This is a genomic window from Millionella massiliensis (assembly GCF_900104655.1).
GTDB classification, from domain to species: Bacteria; Bacteroidota; Bacteroidia; order Bacteroidales; family Rikenellaceae; genus Rikenella; species Rikenella massiliensis.
Map to the genome: position 1 here is coordinate 2,532,824 of NZ_FNWD01000002.1, position 24,068 is coordinate 2,556,891.

16 protein-coding genes are annotated in these 24,068 nt (G+C 54.4%); 12 read left to right on the forward strand and 4 right to left on the reverse strand.

The window, feature by feature from the left end:
• The first annotated feature begins 22 nt into the window (after positions 1-22).
• The 4 genes from BQ5379_RS09690 (at position 23) to BQ5379_RS09705 (ending at position 6,611) form a co-directional block, all read left to right on the forward strand.
• A complete protein-coding gene (locus BQ5379_RS09690; RefSeq protein WP_071135241.1) occupies positions 23-2,191 on the forward strand; it encodes a polyribonucleotide nucleotidyltransferase in 2,169 nt (722 codons plus the stop codon).
• A gap of 260 nt (positions 2,192-2,451) precedes the next feature.
• The gene (locus tag BQ5379_RS09695; RefSeq protein WP_159431244.1) at positions 2,452-4,110 is read left to right on the forward strand and encodes a tetratricopeptide repeat protein; all 1,659 of its coding nucleotides are present in this window, start codon (positions 2,452-2,454) and stop codon (positions 4,108-4,110) included.
• A 336-nt stretch (positions 4,111-4,446) separates the two neighbouring features.
• Positions 4,447-4,908: an SsrA-binding protein SmpB gene (smpB, locus tag BQ5379_RS09700; protein ID WP_071135243.1), complete on the forward strand. Its 462-nt coding sequence runs from the start codon at positions 4,447-4,449 to the stop codon at positions 4,906-4,908.
• A gap of 461 nt (positions 4,909-5,369) precedes the next feature.
• On the forward strand, positions 5,370-6,611 hold the full coding sequence (locus BQ5379_RS09705) for a YeiH family protein (protein ID WP_071135244.1): 1,242 nt from the start codon (positions 5,370-5,372) through the stop codon (positions 6,609-6,611).
• A gap of 153 nt (positions 6,612-6,764) precedes the next feature.
• Here BQ5379_RS09705 and BQ5379_RS09710 read toward each other — a convergent pair whose 3' ends face one another.
• The 4 genes from BQ5379_RS09710 to trkA form a co-directional block, all read right to left on the reverse strand.
• Positions 6,765-7,661, reverse strand: coding sequence for a YegS/Rv2252/BmrU family lipid kinase (locus tag BQ5379_RS09710; RefSeq protein WP_071135245.1), 897 nt, complete (start codon positions 7,659-7,661; stop codon positions 6,765-6,767).
• A gap of 187 nt (positions 7,662-7,848) precedes the next feature.
• Positions 7,849-8,862 carry an FAD:protein FMN transferase gene (locus tag BQ5379_RS09715; protein WP_071135246.1) on the reverse strand — a complete coding sequence of 338 codons (1,014 nt, stop codon included), beginning with the start codon at positions 8,860-8,862 and terminating at the stop codon, positions 7,849-7,851.
• 4 nt (positions 8,863-8,866) lie between these two features.
• Positions 8,867-9,967, reverse strand: coding sequence for an SGNH/GDSL hydrolase family protein (locus tag BQ5379_RS09720; protein ID WP_083377699.1), 1,101 nt, complete (start codon positions 9,965-9,967; stop codon positions 8,867-8,869).
• A 25-nt stretch (positions 9,968-9,992) separates the two neighbouring features.
• The gene (trkA, locus tag BQ5379_RS09725; protein ID WP_071135248.1) at positions 9,993-11,333 is read right to left on the reverse strand and encodes a Trk system potassium transporter TrkA; all 1,341 of its coding nucleotides are present in this window, start codon (positions 11,331-11,333) and stop codon (positions 9,993-9,995) included.
• 99 nt (positions 11,334-11,432) lie between these two features.
• Between trkA and BQ5379_RS09730 the strand changes: the two genes are divergently transcribed.
• The 8 genes from BQ5379_RS09730 to BQ5379_RS09765 all read left to right on the forward strand — a co-directional run bounded on the left by BQ5379_RS09730 (position 11,433) and on the right by BQ5379_RS09765 (position 24,048).
• Positions 11,433-11,696 (forward strand): hypothetical protein, encoded by a 264-nt coding sequence (locus BQ5379_RS09730; RefSeq protein ID WP_071135249.1) that lies wholly within the window; start codon positions 11,433-11,435, stop codon positions 11,694-11,696.
• A gap of 188 nt (positions 11,697-11,884) precedes the next feature.
• Complete coding sequence (locus BQ5379_RS09735; RefSeq protein ID WP_071135250.1) at positions 11,885-14,365, forward strand: DUF4493 domain-containing protein; 2,481 nt, start codon at positions 11,885-11,887, stop codon at positions 14,363-14,365.
• 68 nt (positions 14,366-14,433) lie between these two features.
• A complete protein-coding gene (locus BQ5379_RS09740) occupies positions 14,434-15,864 on the forward strand; it encodes a DUF4493 domain-containing protein (RefSeq protein ID WP_071135251.1) in 1,431 nt (476 codons plus the stop codon).
• 44 nt (positions 15,865-15,908) lie between these two features.
• Positions 15,909-18,209: a DUF4493 domain-containing protein gene (locus BQ5379_RS09745; protein WP_071135252.1), complete on the forward strand. Its 2,301-nt coding sequence runs from the start codon at positions 15,909-15,911 to the stop codon at positions 18,207-18,209.
• 128 nt (positions 18,210-18,337) lie between these two features.
• Complete coding sequence (locus BQ5379_RS09750) at positions 18,338-19,081, forward strand: hypothetical protein (RefSeq protein ID WP_071135253.1); 744 nt, start codon at positions 18,338-18,340, stop codon at positions 19,079-19,081.
• 149 nt (positions 19,082-19,230) lie between these two features.
• On the forward strand, positions 19,231-20,766 hold the full coding sequence (locus BQ5379_RS09755) for a PCMD domain-containing protein (RefSeq protein WP_205408201.1): 1,536 nt from the start codon (positions 19,231-19,233) through the stop codon (positions 20,764-20,766).
• A gap of 347 nt (positions 20,767-21,113) precedes the next feature.
• On the forward strand, positions 21,114-22,865 hold the full coding sequence (locus tag BQ5379_RS09760) for a YVTN family beta-propeller repeat-containing protein (RefSeq protein WP_071135255.1): 1,752 nt from the start codon (positions 21,114-21,116) through the stop codon (positions 22,863-22,865).
• Between the two features lie 4 nt (positions 22,866-22,869).
• Positions 22,870-24,048 (forward strand): chorismate transformation FkbO/Hyg5 family protein, encoded by a 1,179-nt coding sequence (locus tag BQ5379_RS09765; RefSeq protein ID WP_071135256.1) that lies wholly within the window; start codon positions 22,870-22,872, stop codon positions 24,046-24,048.
• Positions 24,049-24,068 lie beyond the last annotated feature (20 nt).

Consider the following 24,068-nt stretch of genomic DNA (forward strand, 5'->3'; position numbering starts at 1 on the left):
AAGGAAAAACAGCTAAAAGAACATGTATTACAACGCAACCAAAAAGACCATCGAACTCAGCGGCGGGCGTACCATCGAGATCGAGACCGGTAAGCTGGCCAAACAGGCCGACGGTGCGGTCGTCGTGCGCCAGGGCGACACCATGCTGCTGGCTACCGTCGTGGCCGCCAAAGACGCCAAGGAAGACGTCGATTTTCTGCCCCTGTCCGTCGAGTACAAAGAAAAATATGCCGCAAACGGCCGTTTCCCCGGCGGCTTCCTCAAACGCGAAGCTCGCCCCTCGGATTACGAAATTCTCGTAGCGCGTCTGATCGACCGCGCCCTGCGTCCCCTTTTCCCCAGCGACTTCCATGCCGAAGTCTTCGTGACTGTCACCCTGCTGTCGGCAGATCCTGACATCCAACCCGACGCGTTGGCAGGATTGGCAGCCTCGTCGGCAATCGCCGTATCGACCCTCCCCTTTGGCGGCCCGATCTCCGAAGTCCGCGTGGCCCGCATCAACGGCCAGTTCGTGATCAACCCCACCTTCTCGCAGATGGAAGGCGATGCCTGTGATCTCGACATCATGGTTGCTGCCACCCTTGACAACATCATGATGGTCGAAGGCGAAATGAAAGAGGTGTCCGAAGCCGTGATGCTCGACGCCATCAAATTCGCCCACGAGGAGATCAAAAAACAGTGCCAGGCACAGATCGAACTCATGCAGGAGGTCGGCAAAACCGAAAAACGTACCTACTGCCACGAGCAAAACGACTGGGGTCTGCGCGACGATGTGGCCCGCATGACCTACGACAAGGTCTACGAAGTGGCCAAAAGCCAGCTCCCGAAACACGAACGCAGCGACAAGTTTGACGAAATTCTCGACCAGTATCTGGCCGATTTCGAAGCCAAATGGGGTGCAGATGAACGTGCCGCCAAAGAGACCATGATTCGTCGTTACTTCCACGACTACTCGCTCAAACCCGCCATGCGTAACATGATCCTGAACGAAGGGATCCGCCTCGACGGCCGTAAAACTACCGAAATCCGCCCCATCTGGTGCGAAGTGGGTTACCTGCCCGCGCCCCACGGCTCGGCTATTTTTACCCGTGGTGAAACTCAATCGCTCACAACCGTTACCCTTGGCACAAAACTTGATGAAAAAGTAATTGACGACGTCCTTCGCGAAGGGACCGAGCGATTCGTTCTTCACTATAACTTCCCCCCCTTCTCGACCGGTGAAGCCCGTCCCGCACGTGGCCTTTCCCGTCGTGAAATCGGTCACGGTAACCTCGCATTCCGCGCCCTCAAACCGATGATCCCCTCCGAAGAGGAGTGCCCTTATGCCATTCGCGTGGTGTCCGACATTCTCGAATCCAACGGATCCTCTTCGATGGCTACGGTCTGCGCCGGAACGCTGGCTCTGATGGATGCCGGGGTGCAGATCAAGAAACCCGTATCGGGGATTGCCATGGGCCTCATCGCCGAAGGCGACCGCGTTGCCGTTCTTTCCGATATCCTCGGTGACGAAGACCACCTGGGTGATATGGACTTCAAAGTAACCGGTACCGCCGACGGTATCACCGCCACCCAGATGGACATTAAAGTGGACGGTCTGAGCTACGATGTACTCGCCGCCGCCCTCGAACAAGCCCGTCAGGGCCGTATGTACATCCTCGGCAAACTGACCGACACCATTGCCGCACCGCGTCCCGACTATAAACCGCACGTACCGCGCATGGTTCAGATCACCATCCCGAAAGACTTTATCGGTGCCGTGATCGGTCCGGGCGGTAAAGTAATCCAGGAGATGCAGAAAGAAACCGGTACGACCATCACCATCACCGAAGAGGGTGAAATCGGTAAAGTGGACGTATTCGGCGCCAATAAAGAAGGTGTTGAAGCAGCCATCGCCAAGATCAAGGCCATGACCGCCGTTCCCGAAGTGGGTACCATATATCACGGTAAGGTGAAATCCATCGTGGCATTCGGCGCGTTTGTCGAAATCCTGCCCGGTAAGGACGGCCTGCTCCACATTTCGGAAATCGCCCACCGTCGCTTCGAAACCATGGAAGAAACCGGTATCAAGGAGGGAGACATGATCGACGTGAAACTGATCGCCATCGATCCCAAAAACGGCAAACTGAAACTTTCGCGCAAAGTGTTGCTCGAAAAGGGCGACAAGGGTGAAAAAAGCGAAAAAGCAAAATAGCCCGAGCCGTCAGCACTTCCCCAATGGATTGCTCCGGTTACTGCATACGGAAACGGAGGAAAAGCGCAAGTGAATTTTTTCGCTCTTCCTAAAGAAATTTCCGAAACAAATTTGTAACTTTGTAATTCATTGAGAGCATAGGACCGAAACATAAAAACCAATTAAATAACAATTAACTGACTATGAGAAAGTTTTTTAACATCAGTCTCGCGGTTATCGCAGCGGCTGCTCTTCTCACCAGCTGTAATTGCTTCAGCAAGATGATGAAGAAAACCGCACAGGGTATCACCGTAACCAGCGCTCCGGAAATTGTTACCCTCAAAGGTGACAATGCCATCGCTACCGTTACCGTGAACATTCCTGCCAAAGTATTCCACAAATATGGAGTACTGAAAGTTACCCCGGTGATCGTATCGGCTATCGACGGTACCGAATATGCCGGTGAACCGAAATTCTTCCAGGGCGAAAAAGTTCAGGACAACTACACCGTAGTTCCCTACTCTGGCGGTTCGGTTACGATGGAAGTAGCTATCCCCTACAACCCGTCGATGCGTCTGTCGCAGCTCGTGCTCAAAGCAGAAGCCAAATGTCTGAAACGCGGCAAGAAAATCAAAAACTTCACCGAATACAAAACCCCGATCGTGGTTGCCAACGGTGTAAGCTCGCTGCAGCTGATGGCCGACAACTACGCTAAAGTTGCCATCGCTCCCGATGCCTTCCAGCGCGTAACCAACATCTCGGAATCGGCTAAGATCATGTTCGCCATCAACCGCTCGAACGTGCGCTCGACCGAACTGAACAAAGAAGACATCAAAGCCCTGCAGGACTTCATCATCGCCAACAGCGGTGACGCTAAGAAAACCGTAGGTGATGTTTACACCCAGGCTTACGCTTCTCCGGATGGTCCGCTGGCCTTCAACGACAAACTGTCGAAAGACCGTGGTGCCGCTACCCAGAAAGCCATGAGCGCCAAATTCAAAAAAGACAAAGTTCCGGCCGACACCAAATTTGACGTGAACGCAATGGGTGAAGACTGGGAAGGCTTCAAAGAACTGGTAGAAGCTTCGGATATCCCCGACAAAGCCCTGATTCTCCAAGTTCTGTCGATGTACAGCGATCCGCAGGTTCGTGACCGCGAAATCAAAAACATGAGCGCTGCCTTCAAAGTGCTGGCTGAAAAGATCCTCCCCGAACTGCGTCGTTCGAAAATGACCGTTAACGTTCAGGTTCAAGGTCTGACCGATGCCGAACTCAAAGAAGCTGTCGCTACCGACATCAACAAACTGAAAGTAGAAGAAATGCTCTTCGCAGCTACCCTCTACAGCGACAACGCTACCAAAGCCAAAATCTACAAAGCAGCTGCTGAAAAATACAACTGCTATCGTGGTTACAACAACCTCGGTGTAGTGCTGGCCAACGAAGGTGACTATGCAGGTGCCAAAAACGCATTCCTGAAAGCCGCTTCGCTGAACAACACCGACCCGAACGTCATCAACAACCTCGGCGTTGTAGCCCTGGCTGAAGGTAAAAAAGCTGAAGCTGCCAAATTCTTCGCAGCATCGTCGGCTCCCGAAGCTAAATACAACAAAGGCCTCGTTGAACTGGCTAACGGTAACTACGCTGCCGCTGCCCGTACCCTCGACGGTTACAACCAGGCTCTGGCTGAGCTGCTGAACGGTAACGTTGCCAAAGCTAAACAGCAACTCGCTGGCATGAACACCTGGCGTGCTAACTACGTGAAAGCCGTTATCGCTGCTCAGGAAGGTGATGCAAACGCTCTGGTATCGAACCTCAAAGCCGCTATCAACCAGAATGCAGAAGCTGCCGAACTGGCTGCTACCGAAGTTAACTTCTACGAATTCTTCGAACACGCTCAGTTCGCTGAAATCGTGAAAGTGAAATACAAAATGAAATACTAATCGGCCTTAACGACCGAAAGGTAATAGAAGCCCGGAGCCGGATAGGCTCCGGGCTTTCTGTTTTTGTGGAGGCGTGAAACTGGGAGAGGAGGATCGTGGACAGAGTAGTTGGTATATGATGAGGGACTAGAGTATTGAAATTGTGGAGCCAATAAAGTGAATGCAGTAAGGAACAGTCGCGGTTGACAGGGGGCGGTGTGTACGCAGGACGGTATAGCTGGAGGGCCCTGTTGAATGAGTAGGGGACATGGCAGATCGTGCGGTCAGAAAGAACGCTTTAGGTATTTGGACGTACTGCACGCTCGGTCAGAATCATTATCTTTGTATCCTGAAATTATGGCAGAACAGAAACAAGCGAAAATATCGATCAAAAACAAGCGTGCCACCTTTGATTATGAAATCCTCGAAGAGTGGGTGGCCGGTATCGTCCTGACCGGGACTGAGATCAAGTCCGTGCGGATGAACAAAGCCAGTCTGGTAGACTGCTACTGCTATCTGCATCGAGGTGAGATGTTTGTCCGCGGGATGAACATTGCCGAGTACCATTGGGGTACCTATAACAACCACCAACCTAAGCGCGACCGTAAGCTGCTGCTCAACCGTAAGGAACTTGTGAAAATCGAACGCGCCTTGCAGGATAAAGGTCTGACGGTGGTAGGGCTGCGACTGTTTATCAACGACCGTGGTTTGGCGAAACTGGTGATCGGTTTGGCGCGCGGGCGGAAGAAGTACGACAAGCGTGAGAACCTGAAGGAGAAGGATGCGAAGCGGGATATGGATCGTGCGATGAAACGTTAGCGGCGCTGAATGGAGGGGGGAAGTTGGCAGGTGAGTAGCATGGGTGAAAATGGAGTGGAGGGATAGGTCTGGCTGTCGAAGTAATTCCGTCGCAGTAGAGTGGTGCCGTGTAGTTTCTGTGTGGAAGGTATGAGTAGGGTGATCCTCTGGTTGGCTAAGCGGATGATAGGAGAAAGGAAGCGAAGGAGCGTGAACGATAATCAAATTTTGAGTGAGGTGTGGGCAAAGTGAGTTGTTAAGACTGGGACATGACCGTTTGAGTGCTCCGTGAGGTCGGAAAGAACGCAATGAGTAGGACGAATAGAGGTTTGTTATTGTTGACAAATGCGGACAGCAGATCGGAAATGTTTCGGCACAAAAGGTAATTCATTTGAAACCCCGGCAGCTTGAATGCGGCGGTAAGCAACGGCCGCAGTGCGCTGCGCAATAGAAATAGAATAATAAGAAAATAAACATTGAGAATGACCAGACAACGCCTTTTGAACCATTTTAAGACTGAAGACTGGCTCGCTGTAGGAGCCGGGCTTATCATCATGATTCTTGCGATCGTGATGCCGGCCGGATGGATGCCTACGCTGCCCAAAACACTCTCCACACTGGGCAGTTGGCAGAATATCGTGATCCTGATTGCAGGGCTGTTCCTGATTGTCTATGCGGCATGCAAGATATTGGGACGACCCAGCCGGGGAATTTTGCCCTCGCTGGTGGTGATCTTCGCTATTGCGATGCTGGCCCAGTATATCGCTTCGTCGCCTGCCATCAAGGAGACGACCGGACTGGAAAGCGTATTTTTTGCCGTCGCTCTCGGTCTGCTCGTCAGCAATACGGTCGGGGTACCCAAGTGGATGAAACCGGCGCTTCAAAGCGAATTTTACGTGAAGATCGGCCTCGTTCTGCTGGGTACGACCGTGATTTTCGGCGAGATTATGCAGGCCGGCGCGCTCGGATTGATTCAGGCTCTTGTCGTGGTATTCTGTGTATGGAATTTCGGGTACTGGATCGCCCGTAAGTTCGGCGTCGATCGCGAAATGTCCACCATGCTGGCCAGTGCCGTCTCCATTTGCGGGGTGTCGGCTGCGATTGCCACTTGCGGCGCCATCAAGGGGGACAGCAAGAAACTGTCCTATGTTATCTCGCTGGTGCTCGTGGTGGCCATCCCGATGATGTATTTCATGCCTTACCTGGCTAAATGGATGGGGCTGTCGCCCGAGGTGGCCGGTGCCTGGATGGGGGGGACGATCGACACGACCGGGGCTGTGGTGGCTTCCGGGTCGGTGCTGGGCGAAACGGCCGAAAAGTACAGCGTTATCGTGAAATTCTCGCAGAACGTGCTGCTGGGTCTGGCAGCTTTCGCCATCTCGATCTACTGGTCGTACAAAGGGAAAGACCATCGTGAGAAACCGACGGCTGGCGTGCTGTGGGAACGTTTCCCGAAGTTCGTGCTAGGTTTCGTGGTGGCGTCGCTGATCTTCAGTTTTGCCATGCCGATCGAAACGGCTAAAAGTGTGGGAAGTGTAACCAAAAACCTGCAAGGCACTTTCTTTGCCATTGCCTTTGTCTGCATTGGGCTCGAAACCCGCTTTAAGGATATTTTCAATAAGAGTTTCAAAAAACCGCTTTGGAGCTTTCTGATCGCTCAAGCGTTTAATATCATTTTGACGCTGATTGTGGCCTATCTACTGTTTGCCCATATCAGCGCTTAATCCCTCAGTATTTGACCGCATACCCGCAGGGTGGCTGTAAAAACGAGCGAGGCGGAATCCTTTTCAAGGGATTCCGCCTCGCTCGTTTTCTCTGCACCTCCGATGCTTTGCCGAACGGTAATCGAGAACCGGGTGTCCTGCTTGTGTGGGGACTTATTTTTCTGGAATGCGCGGCATGATAATCGGCAGGCTGGCGGGCAGACATTCGATGTCGAGCGGGAAGTCGGGTCCCTTCTCGCCGTCAATGTCCGAGGTGGGTTGGTCGTTCTCGATGTGGAGACGTCGGGTCTGGAAGTAGACGATGTCGGTGGGGTAGGGAGCGTCCTTCTTCCGAACCAGAAAGTGGAATACGTTTTTGATGCTCTCCATAATGTTCTCGCCTCGGATAATCAGCACGTCCAGCAGACCGTCTTCGGCGCTGGAGTGTGAGGCCAGGCGAAGATTGCCGGCCGTTCGTCCGTTGAATACCAACAGGAGCAGGCAGCTCCCTTTGAACGAGATTTCGTCGGCCGTGACTTCGATGTTCATTTTGCGGAACGAGGGGAGTTCGCTGATGCTGCTGACGTAGTAGGCCAGTTTCCCGAAGGTGTTTTTCAGGGCGGTCGGAGTCTTCTGCGATACGTCGGTAAAGAGGCCGCAACTGAATACGTTGATGAAGTAACGGTTGTTGACCCGCCCCATGTCCAACTGGCGGACTTCGCCGTTCAGAATGGCGTTGCAGGCGTCGTTCAGCGTGTCGGGCATGCCGATCAGGCGGGCGAAGTCGTTGGCCGTCCCCATCGGCAGGATGGCGATCGGAATGGTGACGTTCTTGTGTTTCAGATAGTTTACCAGCCGATTGATGGTGCCGTCGCCGCCGGCAACCAGCAGGTGCTCGGGTTGGTGGGCCTGGATCAGGTCGGCCAGGTGCGACAGCCCCCGGTCGCGGGTGATGCGGAAGAGGGTCACGGCATATCCGGCGCGCTGGTAGTACATCGTGATCCGGTCGAGCTGCGAGACGATCTGTGCTTCGCCGGAAACGGGATTATAGAGAAACAGGATATTTTTCATGGTCGGTAGTGTATCGGTATCCTTGGATGTCGGGGGAGAGGGAGGAGTGCGTGCCTCTGCCGGGGTTGCGCGACGGCCAACGGGGGCGTCGACGAGGTGTTCTGCATCCGGGGCTGGGGGCTGTGACGCTTATGGCGTGCACCGTGGTAAATGTCTGGCCGCGGTGCATGCTGTGAAGCGTGGGGGGCTATTTGATGACCCGTTTGCGGATGTTCGGAGTGGTGTAGACGCCCATGGTGCCGTCTGCCTGGCTGAAAACCAGATAGGCTTCCAGTTCGGGATGGCGCTCCAGCAGTTGTTTGCTCTTCTCGAGCCCGATGACCATACATACGGTGGCGTATCCGTCGGCAATGGTGGCATTGGGGGCGATGATCGTGGCCGAAAGCAGGTTGTGGACCGACGGACGCAGGGTATGCGGGTCGATCGTATGGGTCACTTTGTTGCCGTTTTCGTCGTAGGCGAACTTGCGGTAGTTGCCGGAGGTGACCAGCCCGCGATCGGTGAGTTTGATGATGGTCTGCAGGTCTTCGCCGGGAACCATGTTGCCTTCGACGGGGCGGTCGATGCCTACTTTCCACTCATCGCCGCTGGGGTTATGGCCCTTGCAGTAAATTTCGCCGCCGATCTCGACCATGTAGTCTGGAATGCCGAGGCTGTCGAACATGCGGGCCATCAGATCGGCCGAGTAGCCCTGGGCGATGGCGTTGAAGTCGAGCGCCAGGCGCGGGTCTTCTTTGACCAGACGACCGTTGTCGATCTTCACCTTTTTGTAGCCGGTGAAGACGCGGATCGAGTCAATTTCGTGTTGCGAAAGCAGGTGGGGCGTATCCTCGGTGCCGATGCGGTAGGCGGCAATGAGCGGGCGCAGGGTCACGTCGAAGGCGCCGTCGGTGTCGTCGCTGATGGTGCGCGAAATTTCGAGGCATTCGCTGATCCAGGGGTCGGGCTGTGCCGCGGGGTCGTTGGCGTTCAGCCGGGTCAGCAGCGAACTGGGGTTGTAGACCGAGAGCGAATTGTCGAAATCTTCGAGCAGCTCTTCGATGTTGGTCCGCAGGTCGCGCCCCTGGGGATCGTTGTAGACGATGTGGTAGGTGCTGCCCTGGGTGAATCCGTCGACGGTGGCGTAGGTTTTTGCTTTCGGGGTGCACGAGGTGCCGAGTACCAGCAGACCGAGCAGGGGCAGGCCGAGAATCGCTTTCATAGGTTTAATGCAGTTTCAGTTTCAAAATTTTAGCCACTTTGCGGGCGTGGGCACGGGCGTATATCTCCATCCCGTAGTCCGAGGGGTGGATGATGTCGACCAGGGCGTCGGCCGGCATGCCGAGTTCTTCGCGGCTGAGGTAGTGGAGACCTTTGACACCCTCTTTCTGCAGCTGGGCGTAGGCTTTGCGTTGCGCACGGTCGCGCAACGCATCCTGATTGCGCTCGTAGGCGTTGGTTTCGCGGTTGGCGTATCCGGGGTGTTCGGTCAGCAGGATCGGGGTTTGCGGGTGGCTCGCGCGGATCTGGTGCACGGTGTTCAGAACCAGGGTGTAGATGCTGTCTTCCGTGAAGTCCATGTTGGGCATGCAGTCGACAATGTAGAGCGAGGCGGGAATCTGGACGATGTAGTCGATTACTTCGCGTTCGAGCCGTCCGTTGCCGGAGAAGCCGAGGTTGACGATGGGTTGGCCGGTCTGGCGGTGGAGCAGGTTACTCCAGGCCATGCCGGGACGGGAGGCGCAGGCTCCCTGAGCGATCGAGGTGCCGTAGATGACGATGGGTTTGGCGCTTTTGTCGGCGGGGATAAAGGCGAAGCTCGATCCGTCGCGTACGCCGATCTCCAGTTTCCGTACGGTGTTGTAGAGCGGCAGGTAGAGGGTGTATCGGCACCCTTGGGTGCTGTCGGGCAGCTGTTTGTAGCTGTAGGTGATGGGCGTCCCGAACGAGTAGCTGCCCCAGCAGCGCTGGCCGCGTTCGTTGTAGAGATCGACGCCGCTCACGCCCGTGGCGGGCATGTGGGGCATGGCGTGGCCGCCGGTCACTTCGTACCGGACGGTGAGTTCGGGAGAGTTGGTGGTGAATTCCAGATAGAGACCGGCGCTGTTCTGGGCCAGCCCCCAGACGGCGTCGCGGATGATGCCGTGGGCCGATTCGGGCAGACGGGTGTAGTTGTTCAGGCAGAACCCGCGTCCGTGGATGTTGTCAACGCCGCGGGCTACGGCGGCCGAGTCGATGGGGTTGTGCCATTCTGTGGCCTGGGCTGCGGTGGACAGTATGCCGAGGGTCAGGCACAGACTCAGCAAAAGTGAGGAGGAGCGTTTCATTTCGATATATAAGTTAGTATGGGGTTTATCCGAAGAAGCAGCCGACTTTGCTGATGGCTGTGGGCAGGGCGAAGACTACGACGCGGTCGTAGGCCTTGATTTCGACGTTCCCGGTGGCGATCATCGCCTTGTCGCCGCGCACGACGCCGCCCAGAATGGCTTCGCGCGGGAAGTTGATGTGTTTGATTTTGCCTTTGGTGGCGGGGCTGCCGGGTTTGGCGATGAATTCGAGCACTTCGGCGTCGCATCCGTTCAGACACTTGATGGCCTGTACGTCGGTGTTCATCGTGAAGCGGAAGATGGAGCTGGCGGTGATGAGTTTCTTGTTGATGATGGTGTCGATACCGATGCTTTCGGCCAGCGAGATGTAGTTCATGTTCTCGACTTCGGCGATCACTTTCTTGACGCCCATCCGTTTGGCGAGCATCGCGGCGAGGATGTTGGTCTCGGCCCGGCCGGTCAGAGCCACGAAGGCGTCCATCTTGTCGAGTCCCTCTTCGAGCATCACTTCGCTCTTGCGGCCGTCTTCGGCGATGATGAGCGTCTTGTCGAGCATCTCGGCCAGTTTGTAGGCCTTCTCGGGGTTGTAGTCGACCAGCTTGATGTTGATTTCGTTCTGGAGCTCCTTGGCAATGCGGCGGCCAATGCGCGATCCGCCCAGGATCATCAGGTTCTTGACTTCGATGTTGGGACGGCCGGAGAATTCCATCACCTCTTTGACGGAGTTGCGACCCGAGATGACGTAGACCATGTCGCCCTCTTCGAAGGTGTCTTCGCCGCGGGGAATGATGGTCCGTCCGCCGCGCGAGATGGCTACGGTGCGGTATTCGAGATTTTCGCGATCGCGGGTGATTTCGATCAGTGTGCGCCCGATGAGCGGCGAGGAGACGTCGAGCCGGAATACCACGAGCGAGAGTTTGCCGCCCGAGAAGTCGACGTACTCGGTGGTGGAGGAGTGGCCCAGCAGGGTGATGACCTCCTGTGCGGCCACTTTTTCGGGGTAGAAGAGATAGTCGATCCCCATGTTGATGAATACCTCTTTGTTGTTGGGCTGGAGGTATTCGTCGTTGTCGATGCGGGCGATGGCTTTCTTGGCGCCGAGTTGTTTGGCCAGTGTGGCCGAGAGGATGTTGGTGTTCTCTTCGGGGCCGACGGCCATGAACAGGTCGCAGCGTTGCACCTCGCCGCGGGTGAGGCTCTCGAACGAGGTGACGTCGCCTTCGATGGTGAGCACGTCCGAGAGGGCGGTCAGTTCGTCGAGCCGTTTTGCGTCGTCGTCGATGATGGTGATGTCGTGGTATTCGTTGCTGAGCATCTTCACGAGGTGGCTTCCCACTTCGCCGGCGCCGGCTATGAGTATCTTCATAATCTCAGTTGGTCGAGTAATGAATTACAAAATTAGCGAAAATTTACACTAATTTTGCCTCCGTAAATTTCGGGTAAGTTTTTTAAATTGAGCGTGATTATGTCAACCTTCCTGATTACCGTACTGATTGCCGTCGTTGCACTCGCTTTTTTTGTCCTGGGGCTTTCGATTACCCGCATCCGCAAGGGGCATGACCTGGAGAGTGATGTGGGCAGCAACCGCGATATGAAGCGTCTGGGCATCGAGTGTGCTTCGGCTCAGATTCGACGCGAAGAGGCTGAGCGTCTGGGCAATAAGGCTTATTTCCCCGAGGGGTGCGACGGGTCGTGCGGCAGCTGCTCGACACAGGCCAATTGTCATTGATGCTGACAAAAAGACCAACGGTGGTCTGATTTTCCGGTACGATGGTCTCCAATTAATATATTGGGAATGAATGGGTTATTTATGGTCCGTTTTTAAGTCCGGGAGTTGGAGGTTCGGAAAAATCGTGTACCTTTGCTTCGATTCAGTATCTGTCGAAACAGATAACCGTTGTGCTTAAACCAAAATTGATGAGCAAACTGAGCCCCGGATTGCGGATCGTGCTAATGATGATTTGGGCAACTGTCCTGATGGCAGGCTGCTCCAAACGCAATACCCCTTTGGGAGAGGAGGGCGAGGCTGTCGTACATCTGTCGGTCGGGCTCGATACGACCGAAAACGAACAAAGCATATCCAAAACCTCGCAGCCGACACTCGATCCGTATCAGGATCTGGCTGTCTATATTATCAATACCCACGAAGATACCCTGGCACGTTATGCCTCGTTCAATGAGGTGCCCTCTACACTGAAATTTACGCCCGGGGCCTATAAAATCGTCGCCGAGTATAAACCCGAAGGTTCGAAAATTCCGGCCTTCGACACTTATATCTATCGGGCCGAAGAGAAATTTGTGATAGCGGCCGGCGATGAACTTGACATCGCACTGGTCGCAAAACTGGCTACGGCTAAAATCTCGGTTGAGTTTGACGAAAATTTCGGATTCTACTATGCGGATTATTCGGTGGATATCCGAACGAAAGGAGCCGATTCGCTCCGGTTTGAAAAGGATGAGACCCGAAGCGGCTTTTTCGAACCGGGCAGTGTGAGAATGAGGTTTAATTTGGTGACCGATAAGGGCGAGGAGTTGACCTTCTCTCCCGAGCCTCTGGCGAAAGCGGATGCAGCGGATTGGTACAAACTGAAACTGAAAGTCTCGTCGGATCAGGGTAGTTCGCAGGTCATAATCATCGGAACGGATGACGAGTTGAACCCCGAAAAGGATATTACGGTTGAAATTCCGCGTTACTTCCTGCCTAAAGATAAACCGACCGTGACGCCGACGGGTTTTGTAAGTGGGGTGCAGCAGTCTGTCTTTGAGGGCGAGGTTCCCAAATGGAATTATGCAGCCCATGTCCCGGGAGGCGTCTATTCGCTGGTTATTCGGATGAACGACGGGGCCAGTGGCGCTTTGGCTTCGAAACTGGATGGGGTGATTGAAATCGACCTGGCCGCTCTGGGGGCCGAGGATCCGATGCGTGAAAAACTCCGTGCTGCCGGTTTTGTGTGGAGTGAAGGGCTCAATTCGCCGGAAGATGCGGCAATCTCGACCGACGTATGGATCGATTTTACGGGATGTATGACGGTGTCGCAAACGGGTTCGGCAACGTATGACTTCGGTTTTGAACTTACGGACAATTATGACCAAACGCCCGAGGTGGATAACCCCTGTGTAGTGAAGGCCGAGATTAAGTCGCCGACAGTGCTCTTTTCCGATATTGCGGAGGCCGATATTTGGGCTAAACGGGCGTTCTTCACGATAAAAGCCAATTACGATATTCTGAACGGGACGCATCCTGTGCTCCAGTATCGTCGAACCTCTTCCGACTCGTGGAACAGTGCGGTGGAAGGTTCCGATGTGACGGTTACGGCTCTGAACGGAGGTGTTGCCGACGAGCAGGGTATGTTTGCGGCTCAATACGCTCTGAAGGGGCTGCAACCCGGTACGGAGTATGAGTTCCGGGTGATGGCAAATGAAGAAGGGATTTCCCCCTCTCAACCCGTTTGGACCACCGAGCAGGCACTGGGTGTACCGGGACTGGTGGATGGTGGTTTTGCTACGGGGTGGAATGAGGAGGCGTCGACGACGGCACTCGGTGTGACGGTTCAGGCTCCGCCGGCTGGATGGGCCACTCGTAACCCGCTGACCACTTCGCAGGCTGCACTCTCGCAGAACCCGTTGGGGAGCGGTGTCGATGTTGCCGTGTCGGAGGTGTCGGCCAATAATGGCGCTACGTTGGTGACCAACCCCGGGAACTATGTGCGTAAGGCCGTTCAACTGCGCACCACTGCATGGGGACGTGGGTGCTATTCCAAAAGCGGAGGTGATGATAAAGGCTGGTACGGTTCGATTCTGTTGGGTACCGGTAAGGTAGGTTCTCCGGAATTGGGCGCTCGTGTTCGAAATACCAGTGCGGGTATCTTATTCCTTGGAACATATAGCTTCTCGCAACCGTCCAATGCAACGGAGACGTGGGAATATTACGAGGCGGATTTCTCCGGTTTAACCACTAAACCGTATACAACCAAGTTAGATTATGTATATGATGCATTTGTAGCGGAAGAGAAAACCGAAGGTGCTGCATTTGTGTCCCGTCCGGCTACACTTTCGTTCCAGTATCAATTTACGCCCGTAGCTGGAACATCCGGTTTTTATGTGCGGGCTGCATTACTGGCGGCTGACGGATCGCAGATTGCCGAGGCAACCTGTACGGACGCGACGGAACAGTCGGCCATGTCTAAACGAACCCTGACGTTCAACTACAGCGATACATCCAAACCTGCAGCAACAATCTGTCTGTTGTTCAGTTCCGATGCCGATTTGTCGGTCGGTACGTCCGGGGGAACGGACATTCCGGCCAGCCCATTGGTTGTGAAGCAGACTAATGGGGATCCCCATGTCGGAAATGTGTTGCTGATCGACAACGTTGAACTGGGATATGATTTTGAATAACCCGACCACAGGGACTGTTCCTTGGACGGTTGTCTGTGAAATACATAAACAAGACAAATAGTACTGAGATGAAATTATACGGTAAATTGCAGGGAGTGGCAGCGGCCGTTGCGGCCGGTCTGGTCACGCTGCTTGTCTCTTGCGTGGATGCGCGTAATCCGTATGACGAACGCGGGGGGGACACCGAACGTTTGGGACAGATGAGCGTCTCTTCGCTGGGGCGTGAAGGTGACTTCATTGTAGTTGATCCGCAGTCGTCGACCAAAGCGGACGAAAGTGTCCTGCCCGATGTCTCGACTTTCCGGGTAGCCATTCTCGACAGCAAAGGGGAGAACGTCGTTCACAACAACCTGACCGACGAAGACTACCAGTGGGAAACTTTTGCCGAAGTCGAAGGTCAGCAAGTGACGATTCCTTCTGGCAAATACAAACTCGAAGCAGCCAGTCTGGCAGATGAACCGTTGGCTGCATGGGATACTCCCTATTACTACGGAGTCGAAGACTTCACGGTTCGTATTTCGGAACTTACGAATGTGGATCTTGTCTGCAAGCTGGCTAACATCAAGGTGACGGTGGCCTTCGAGCAGGATTTCCTCGATAAGGTGGAAAATCCTTCCGTGCAGGTATATACCGATTATACGGACCCGACGACGGCTCAGACGGTGTTCGCAGATCTGATTTTCAGTGCACAGGAGACTCGGGCGGGCTACTTCAAGGTACCTGCCGACGGCAAACTCTACATCAAGGTGACCGGTACGCGCAAGGAAGACGGCCAGCCGTTGGGCAATGGTGAGGGGCAAACCCAGATCATCTATGATGCTGCGGCCATGCAGTGGCACAAGGTGACGGTAGGCTACCAGCAAACCGGGTCACTCTCGTCGTCGATTACGGTGGATTACAGTACGATCGACTCCGAACATACGGTTGAAATCCCGGATGGTGACGGAGTGATCGACGGTGGTTCGAATAACGATAACTGGGAAGGCGAAGGCGGCGAAGGAGGGGATACCGAAGATCTTCAGATCGTAGGTGCGAATTTCAACGGTTCGCCGTTCGATATCTCCCAGCAGCTCACCGTTTCTGCGGCCAAGGCCAATGAGATTGATGTGCGCTTCGATGCTCCCGAGGGGATCGATCAGTTGTATGTAACGATTCAATCCGATGCGTTGGCGACCCTGTTGCCTGGGCTGGGGCTCCAGAACGGAGAGCCGTTCGATATTGCCAATCCGCCGGCAGCTTCGGAAAAACCGGCCGATATCGACGAGTCGGCCTGGTGGGTGAACATGTTTGCCACTCCCGAAATCGGTATTCTCGATCCGGAAGAGCCGATCAAAGGCAAAACGACCCATACGTTCAAAGTCGGTGGGCTGATGAGTTTGCTCGGCGGTGTGGCCGATCCGGCCAACAACGGTCCTGCAGTGCACAAATTCGGCCTGAAAATGGTCGATGCAACCGGCAAGTCCCAAGAGGCTACGTTGGCAATTTATCTGACAGAATAAAGGTGACACCCCTGGCGTAGACATTGACAATGAGAAGTAGTACCATGAAGTCCGGAATCGCAAAGTGGCTGAGCGGAGGTCGGCTGATCGGTCTGCTGTGTACGGCCATGTTGGTCGGAGCATGCAGTCGCAGCGGCCTTGACGCGTCGCGGGAAGGGACCATCTCGTTCTCGTTTGCGCAGGACGACGCCGTTACGGTGAAAAGCAGCGAACCGAGCAATATCGTATATGCGCTGGATATCGTGTCGGAGCAGGGAGATACGGTCGTGCATTATGATGACCACCGCACGGTGCAGACTATCAGACTGCAGGAGGGGGTCTACACGATCTATGCCCGCGAAAACGATGTGACGGTCAGTAGTGAGCCCTTCGGCGAACCCCGTTATGCCGGGCAGGAGACCTTCACGGTCTCGGCGGGTATGAATACGGTGGTGCCGCTGACCTGCAAACTGGCCAATGTCAAGGTGACCGTACTCGAATTCGATCAGGAAATCAAGGATAATTTTACGGATTACAGTCTGGTCATCAAACCCTCGTATGACTATGCGGGGAGCGATACGCTGACCTTCACGCAGACTGACGTGGATGCCCAGCAGCAGGGGTGGATCAATCCCACGGCCAAAGGAACGTTCGTGCTGATATTTCGGGCGTTCAATCACCAGAGTACGGATAAACGACAGGTCTACGTACGTACGATTGCCGATGCTCAACCGGCAGATTACTATCGGTTTACCGTCAAGATGAATCCGACGGGCGATCCTTCGGACGGTGGTTCGATGTTCCGCCTTTCGGTGCAGACCGATGCGCAGGAATATGAGTTCCCGTTTGGCGTCATGGATCAGACGCGAGCTCTGCCGCAGGTGACGCGTGCCGACGGTGGCAGCCTCCATGATCCGCTGACGACCAATGTGGATGCCCGTGACGGTGTGATTCGACTGAATATCCATGCCGATGCCTCGATGCAGCGCCTGCGTATCCGACATGAAGATGCCGAGGTGCTGCTCAAGTACGGTCTTCCCGGAATGATCACGCTGGGCGGCGAGAACGATATGGCGACCGACGAGGCGCAGCGAAACGAATTGGCCGGCGTGGTGACTTGGGGCGAGGGTACGATCGTGGGGAATACCGATACGTGGGTCGACTTCTCCGGCCTGATGAATACGGCTACATTGAATGGAGAACTGCTCCCCGAAGGAAATTATACGGTCGAAATCGAGGTCTATGACTTCGATAACCAGATGATGACGCAGACGGTGAATCTGGCTGTTGCCCGCGACTTCTCGACCGGCGGCGCAATGGACGGACAGCTGGTGAACGATCTTCCTGGACTTGGGGCTACCTATGCTTATGTGACGGCGCAATGGCTGACCAGTACCATGCCCGAAGGGCTGGGCTTCCAGTATCGTCCCCTCGGTACCGGCGAAGATGCCTGGCAGACGGTGATGGTGGCAGAAGCTGATATTGATGCCGGACAAAAGAGTTTCCGTGCCCTGCTGAGCGGTCTTACGCCCCAATCTTTGTACGAGGTGCGCCCGATCGGTACCGATGTGTCGGCCGGGACCAGCGCTACGTTCCAAACCGAAGCGCAGGGCGTCATTCCCAATCTTGATTTTGAGGGTGGCCAATATGGCTCGTTCGACGGAGCGAGTGGTGTGTACGATCCGAATATCCCCGGTCAGACACGATTCTGGGCTACCGGTAACCCGGGTGGTATGTACGTGATGGCCGGGCAGGGGTTGAAAAAGAATGTGACACTTCCAGTGGAAGGGAGTGAAGCACGTACCGGTAAGGCATTGTGGCTGACTTCATATTATGTAGACAAACTGGGTGTGAAGAGTCTGGCGACCGGAACCATTTTCAGCGGTTCATTCGGCCCGATTTCTAGCCCTCCCATGAACACGAACGATCAGCGTGCACTCGTTCACTACGGACAGTCTTATACCGCACGACCTGTCGGACTGAAGGGGTGGTATAAGTATGTCCCCAAAACGATCGACACGGACATTGATGGCAAATATCCGGATCTGATCGGGCAAAGTGACCAGTGTAAGATTTACATCAGTCTGGAAAAATGGGGTGCGGGAGTCACTTCGCGTCCAGCCAGTCCGACGGTTGTCGGGTATGGTGAACTGCTTTCCGGAGCTACGGCTGGAAGTGCGGACCAGGATAACGGATATGTTCCGTTCGAGTTTAAGATTAAATATGTGTCATCGGAAAAACCCGATCACATCGTGATGTGTGCGACGTGCAGCTACCTGAGTGATGATTTCTGCGGTGGTGCGGGCAGTGCACTCTATATCGACGATTTCGAAGTGATCTGGAGCCCCGACGAGTTGACCCGATAAGCCCTAACTTGAATTTACGCCAGTGATTCAGGCGGTTGCGTAATGATGTTCCGGAATACGGACCGCAGTGTTTTCGTCAGTCCGAAAGACGGCTGGCATTTAAAACCAAACAAGAAAATTTGACCTTCATGAGAAAAAGCGGATATGTGTTGTTGCTGATCGCCCTGATGGCGGGAATGACTGCCCGACCGGCCGCGGCACGTGAAAAATTCGACCGTGGAATCACAACGCAGACCTTTATGCCCAAAGGGGTGTGGTTCTTTGGCGGGAATGTCTCCTACACCCAGCACAATAACGACGACTATAAAATGCTGGGAATTCTGGATGATTTCTCCAGCCGCGGATATACGTTTGCCGTACGCCCCATGTTCGGTTATGCCTTTTCCAACAATCTGGCGGCCGGACTGTCGTTTACGTACGAGCGTTCCATGCTGCAAATCGACAACGTTAGTCTTGCATTGGGGGACTTGAGTTTTGATTTGTCCGATTATTATAACATCGAGCATGTCTATACCGGGACGGTTTTTTTGCGGAACTATATCAACCTGGGAAGCAGTCGTCGTTTTGCTCTGATTAACGATTTGAAACTTCAGCTCGGCGGTGGTCAGGGTAAAATGATAAACGGTTCGGGTGGGGATATGAACGGTACCTACACGAAAATCTATAAACTGGGGCTGGTTTGCTCGCCGGGGGTGGCCGTCTTTGTCAACAACTTCGCCGCAGTCGAGGCCACGATCGGTGTGCTGGGTTATCAGTACAAACGAACCGAGCAGATCACCAATCAGATTCATCACGGTTCGCGTGAAACGAGCAGTGCAAACTTTAAAATCGACATCTTCTCCATTGCCCTGGGGATGACCTTCTACCTGTAGCCCTTGAACCCGACATGAGAAACGAAGGAAAGCATATTTTATCTGGCCGCAGAGTCCTCGGCGGATTGATTTTGGTGATTGCGTGGACGGTGACCGGGTGTATCAAAAACGACATACCGTATGAAACGGTCGTCGGTAATATCACGTCGATGGATATACGCGGAGCCGAGACGCTGAATATCGACAATTCCAACAAGACTGTCAGCGTGGTGCTGGCGGATACGGTGGATTTGCGAAAGGTTCTTCTCTCGGATTTCAAGATCACGCCCGATGCGCGTATGATTGATAACGTGACCGGTCAGGAACTCGATACGCTCGAATCCTATTATCTGGATATGACGCAGGGTGGGGCGGAGTATGCCATCCCGGCCGACAAACCCTATACGTTTACGGTCGTTACCTATCAGGACTACGTCTGGACGCTCAGTGCCACGCAGAACATCGAACTCGCCTTCACGCTGGCCGAAGGACAGCAAATCGGCGAGGCCAAATTCAGTGCCTCGAGTTACAGCGTCGTGGCTTATGTGCCCGAAAGCGTCCCGCTGGATCAGGTCAATGTGTCGAAGTTGCAGCTCGGACCCTCCAATGCCACGATGGATTGGGTGAAGGCCGACGGAACCATTGTCGAAAATGTCGATCCCACCACGATTCACGACTTCTCGGTCCCGCAGCATTTTATCGTTCGATTCTTCGATATTACGCAGGAGTGGGTCGTATCGGTCGAACACTCTACACAGTATATCAATGAAATGTCGGTCAATCCATGGGCCAAGTTTGCCTATCTGAACGCACAGGGGCTTACGTCTGCCGGTGAGTGCAGTTTCCAGCTGCGCAAGTCAGGGGCAGGTGACGATGCCTGGGAAACCGTTGCGGCGACTGTCAGTGATGTGACCTTTACGGCCGTTGCTACGGGGCTCGAACCCTCGACCGCCTATGAGGTGCGCGGGGTGATCGGAGAAAACTATGGCGACCCCGTTGCCTTTACGACCGAAGCTGCCGAAGAGGTGCCCAACCTCAGTTTCGACAACTGGACGCAGAAAAGCAAAAACTGGTTCCCCAATTCCGATGCCTCCAACTCCTATTGGGCAACGGGGAATGAAGGTGTAACCATATACACGACAGCCAACAGTACGCCGGTTGAAGGCGAGGGTGAAGTGGTCGAAGGCAAGGCGGCCCGTCTGGAGACCATCGGCAACGTGCCGCTCGTCAAGATTGCCGCCGGTAACCTCTTTACCGGTATATACAAGACCAACCTCGGGAATCCGGCCTCTAGTGCGACGATGGGCCGTCCCTACACGGGTCGCCCGACGCACATGACCGGCTGGTATAAGTATACTCCCGCCGAAGTGACTACCGAAGGGAATAGTTACAGTCAGAACAAACACCCCGAAGCTGTCGGTCAACTCGATTACTGTTCCATCTATATCCGGTTGGAAGACTGGGGGGGGGCATCCGAACGGCCTGCGAACCCGACTGTCATTGCGCAGGCCACCCTTGAGGACAATAGCGTTGTGTCCGAATACAAGCAGTTCGACTTGAAACTGCAGTACAACGATCTCGAAACCAAACCGACGCACGTGGTGATCGTCGCCTCGTCGAGCCGCTACGGCGAGGACTTCTGCGGAGGTCCCGGCAGCGTGCTGTACGTCGATCAGTTCGCCCTGAGTTTCGATTACGACGAGTAGAAACACAGACACGGTTGAGCCTCGCATTTCCAGGCTCCAAAACCATCCGTAATGCACAGACCCATTACCGACAGCATGGCCGGCAATGGGTCTGTGCGCTTGTTTATCCCGGTAAAAATGGACACAATCGTTTGCAAGACCGGCAAAAAATGCGTAACATTGTAAATTCTAAGACGAGGAATGTAACACCGGTTCCTCGGGCGAACAACCTAAAAACTACTACCTAAACTACTAATACTCTTATGAAATCCTCGATATTGCGATCTTGCCTGGCTGGTGGGATTATCTTGACATGCAGCCTGTGCACGGGGAACTTCGTAAACTCCGCACATGCAGCCCGCCCCGTCATGGCTCAGGCGGCTCAGAATGCAGCCGAAAACGCTCCGCTCTTTACGACCGACATTGCCGTACTCTCCGACGGCCGCGTCGTAACTTCCAACAAAGGGGATAAATCCGTACGAATCTACGATCCCGCCAATTTTGCCGTTCCGGTCAAGACCTGGACCTTCGAACAGATCCCGACCGGTGTGACCTCGGCTGTGGTGGACGGCGCCGAGAAAATCTACGTCACCACCTTCGAACAGCGCGGGACGCTCGATGTGATCGATCTGGGCTCGGGACGTGTCGAACGCTCCATCCCGGTCGGATCGGGTGCCACCTCTCCGCTGCTCTCGCAGGACGGCAGCAAAGTCTATGTCCTGAACCAATTCTCCAACACGATCTCGGAAGTGGATCCCCAGGGTGGTGTCGTGCTCCGTACGGTTGCCGTGTTGCGTGAACCCAAAGGTGCCGTGATCTCCAAGGACGGCAAGTATCTTTTCGTGACCAACTTCCTGCCGGCGCAGCGGGCCGATGTCGATTACGTGGCCGCTGTCCTGTCGGTGATCGATCTGGCTACGTTCGAAAAAGTCAAGGATATTCAGTTGGCCAACGGTAGCAACGCTCTGCGTGGTGTGGCCCTCAGCCCCGATGGCAAATATGTGCTGATTTCCCACAACATGGGTCGGTTCACGGTCCCCACGTCGCAACTTCAGCAGGGGTGGATGAATACCAGTGCCATGAGTGTGGTCGATGCCGAAAAACTGACCTTTGAAGGTGGTATCGTCTTGGACGATCCTGAACACGGTGCGGCCGGTATCTGGGACATCAAGAGCGTCGGAGACAAAATCTTCGTGACCCACTCCGGAACGCATGACATGAGCGTGATCGACTATCCGGCCATGATTGCAAAACTCCAGGCTTATACCGGTACCAAAGAACAACTCTCGTACGACCTGCGTTTCCTGTACGGTATGCGTGAACGTGTGAAACTGGTCGGCAACGGCCCGCGAAAAATGGCCGTATCGAAAGACGGTAGCAAGCTGTACATTCCGACCTATTTCTCCGATACGCTGAACCTGTTCGGTGTAGCCGACAATAAGGTGCAGGTGGCACCGTGGGTGAAAAATCGTACCGAGACCGACGTGCAGGCCGGTGAACGTATTTTCAATGACGCTTCATACTGCTTCCAGAACTGGCAGTCCTGCAACGGGTGCCACCCCGGCGACGCCCGCAGTGACGGCATGAACTGGGACCTGATGAATGACGGTATCGGAAACTCCAAGAACTGCAAAAGTCTGCTCTATTCGTTCTTTACGCCGCCGTGTATGATCTCCGGTATCCGTAGTGATGCCGCTATCGCCGACCGGAAAGGCTTTACGCATATTCAGTTCTACAACATTCCGGAAGAGATGGCTCTCAAGGTCGATGCCTATGTCAAGAGCCTCAAGGCAGTGCCTAGTCCCTATCTGGTGAACGGCCAACTCTCGGAAAAAGCCAAACAGGGTCAGAAGGTCTTCGATAAACTCAAATGCGGCGACTGCCATAACGGTGAATATTATACCGACATGCAGATGCACCGTATCGGCGAGGATATCGAGTTTGAAAAGGGATGGGATACGCCGACCCTGCGCGAAGTATGGCGCACGGCTCCCTACCTCTTCGACGGCCGCGCTGCGACGATGAAAGAGGTGTTCCAGGTGCATAAACACGGCATTGAGGATAAGAAAGTGAGCGAAAAAGATATCGATGCACTGGTAGAATATGTAAACTCGCTGTAATTTTATGGGATTCAACGTCGTTTATAATATTGAGAAGGTATGGTTCCGCGGCTTCGGCGAGATGATCGGCGAGATGCTTGACAAACTCACCGAAACCACCCGTGAGTCGGGACAGGTGCCCCTGCGTCTGGTCTTTTTCGGTAATCCGGATAACAACGACCAGTACCTCGAACACCGTGAGTGGCTGATCAGACTGGTGCGTGAGCGTTGCGAACGCTTCAGATGGCGGATGCCGCTGCTGAGCTACGTTGCCCAGAAACCGCTCGATGCGGGGCTGGTGATGGAGTCACAGTGCGTCTCGCGCGAAAATTCGCAACTCGTGCAGGATAAAATTTCGGCCGACGGCGTGCGTTACTTCGTGGTCGAAAATCAGGAAGGAAAACGACTTTTTACAGAGGGTATTCTCCCCTCGTCACTCGGGTTGCCCATCCTGGCGCAGTCCAACGAAGTGCTCGGCAAGTTGGGGAATATTCTCGAGGTCGAACAGATGAATATCAACACCATCGTTCGGCAGTGGAATTATATTGAGCAGATTACCTGTGTGCCCGAAGGCGGAAACCAACACTATCAGGACTTTAACGACGCCCGTTCGCATTTTTATGCCCGGACCGAATGGAAGGGCGGTTATCCGGCTGCGACCGGTATCGGAACCCATCATGGCGGTATCATGGTCGAAGTGGATGCCGTTTCACTCTCGTGCCGCAAATGTGCAGCAGTGGCGCTGGACAACTCCCTGCAGGTAGCTGCCCATGACTATTCGCAAAACGTGCTGATCGGTGTGGCCGATAAGATTTTCCGTCACAAGACAACGCCCAAATTTGAGCGTGCCAAAGCCGTTGTCAGCCCGGCGTCGGGATTGCAGGTCTATATTTCCGGCACGGCAGCCATCCGAGGTGAGGCTTCCCTGACCGGAGTGGGCATCGGACAGCAGACGATTACCACGCTCGAAAACATTGACTATCTGATCTCGCGCGAAAACCTTCGCAAGCATGGAATTAAGGTCGAAAGAGTACCTGAAATCCAAATTTTTCGCGTATATTTGAAGACTGAAAACCTGCTGGACGAAGCGCGCCGCATTATCGACGAACGCTGCCCGAATGTTCGGGCGCTGTACGTGCTGACCGACGTATGTCGGGACGAACTCCTGATTGAAATCGAAGGGGTCGCCTTTACGGAGGATTAATCCTCGGTGGCGGGTGTAGG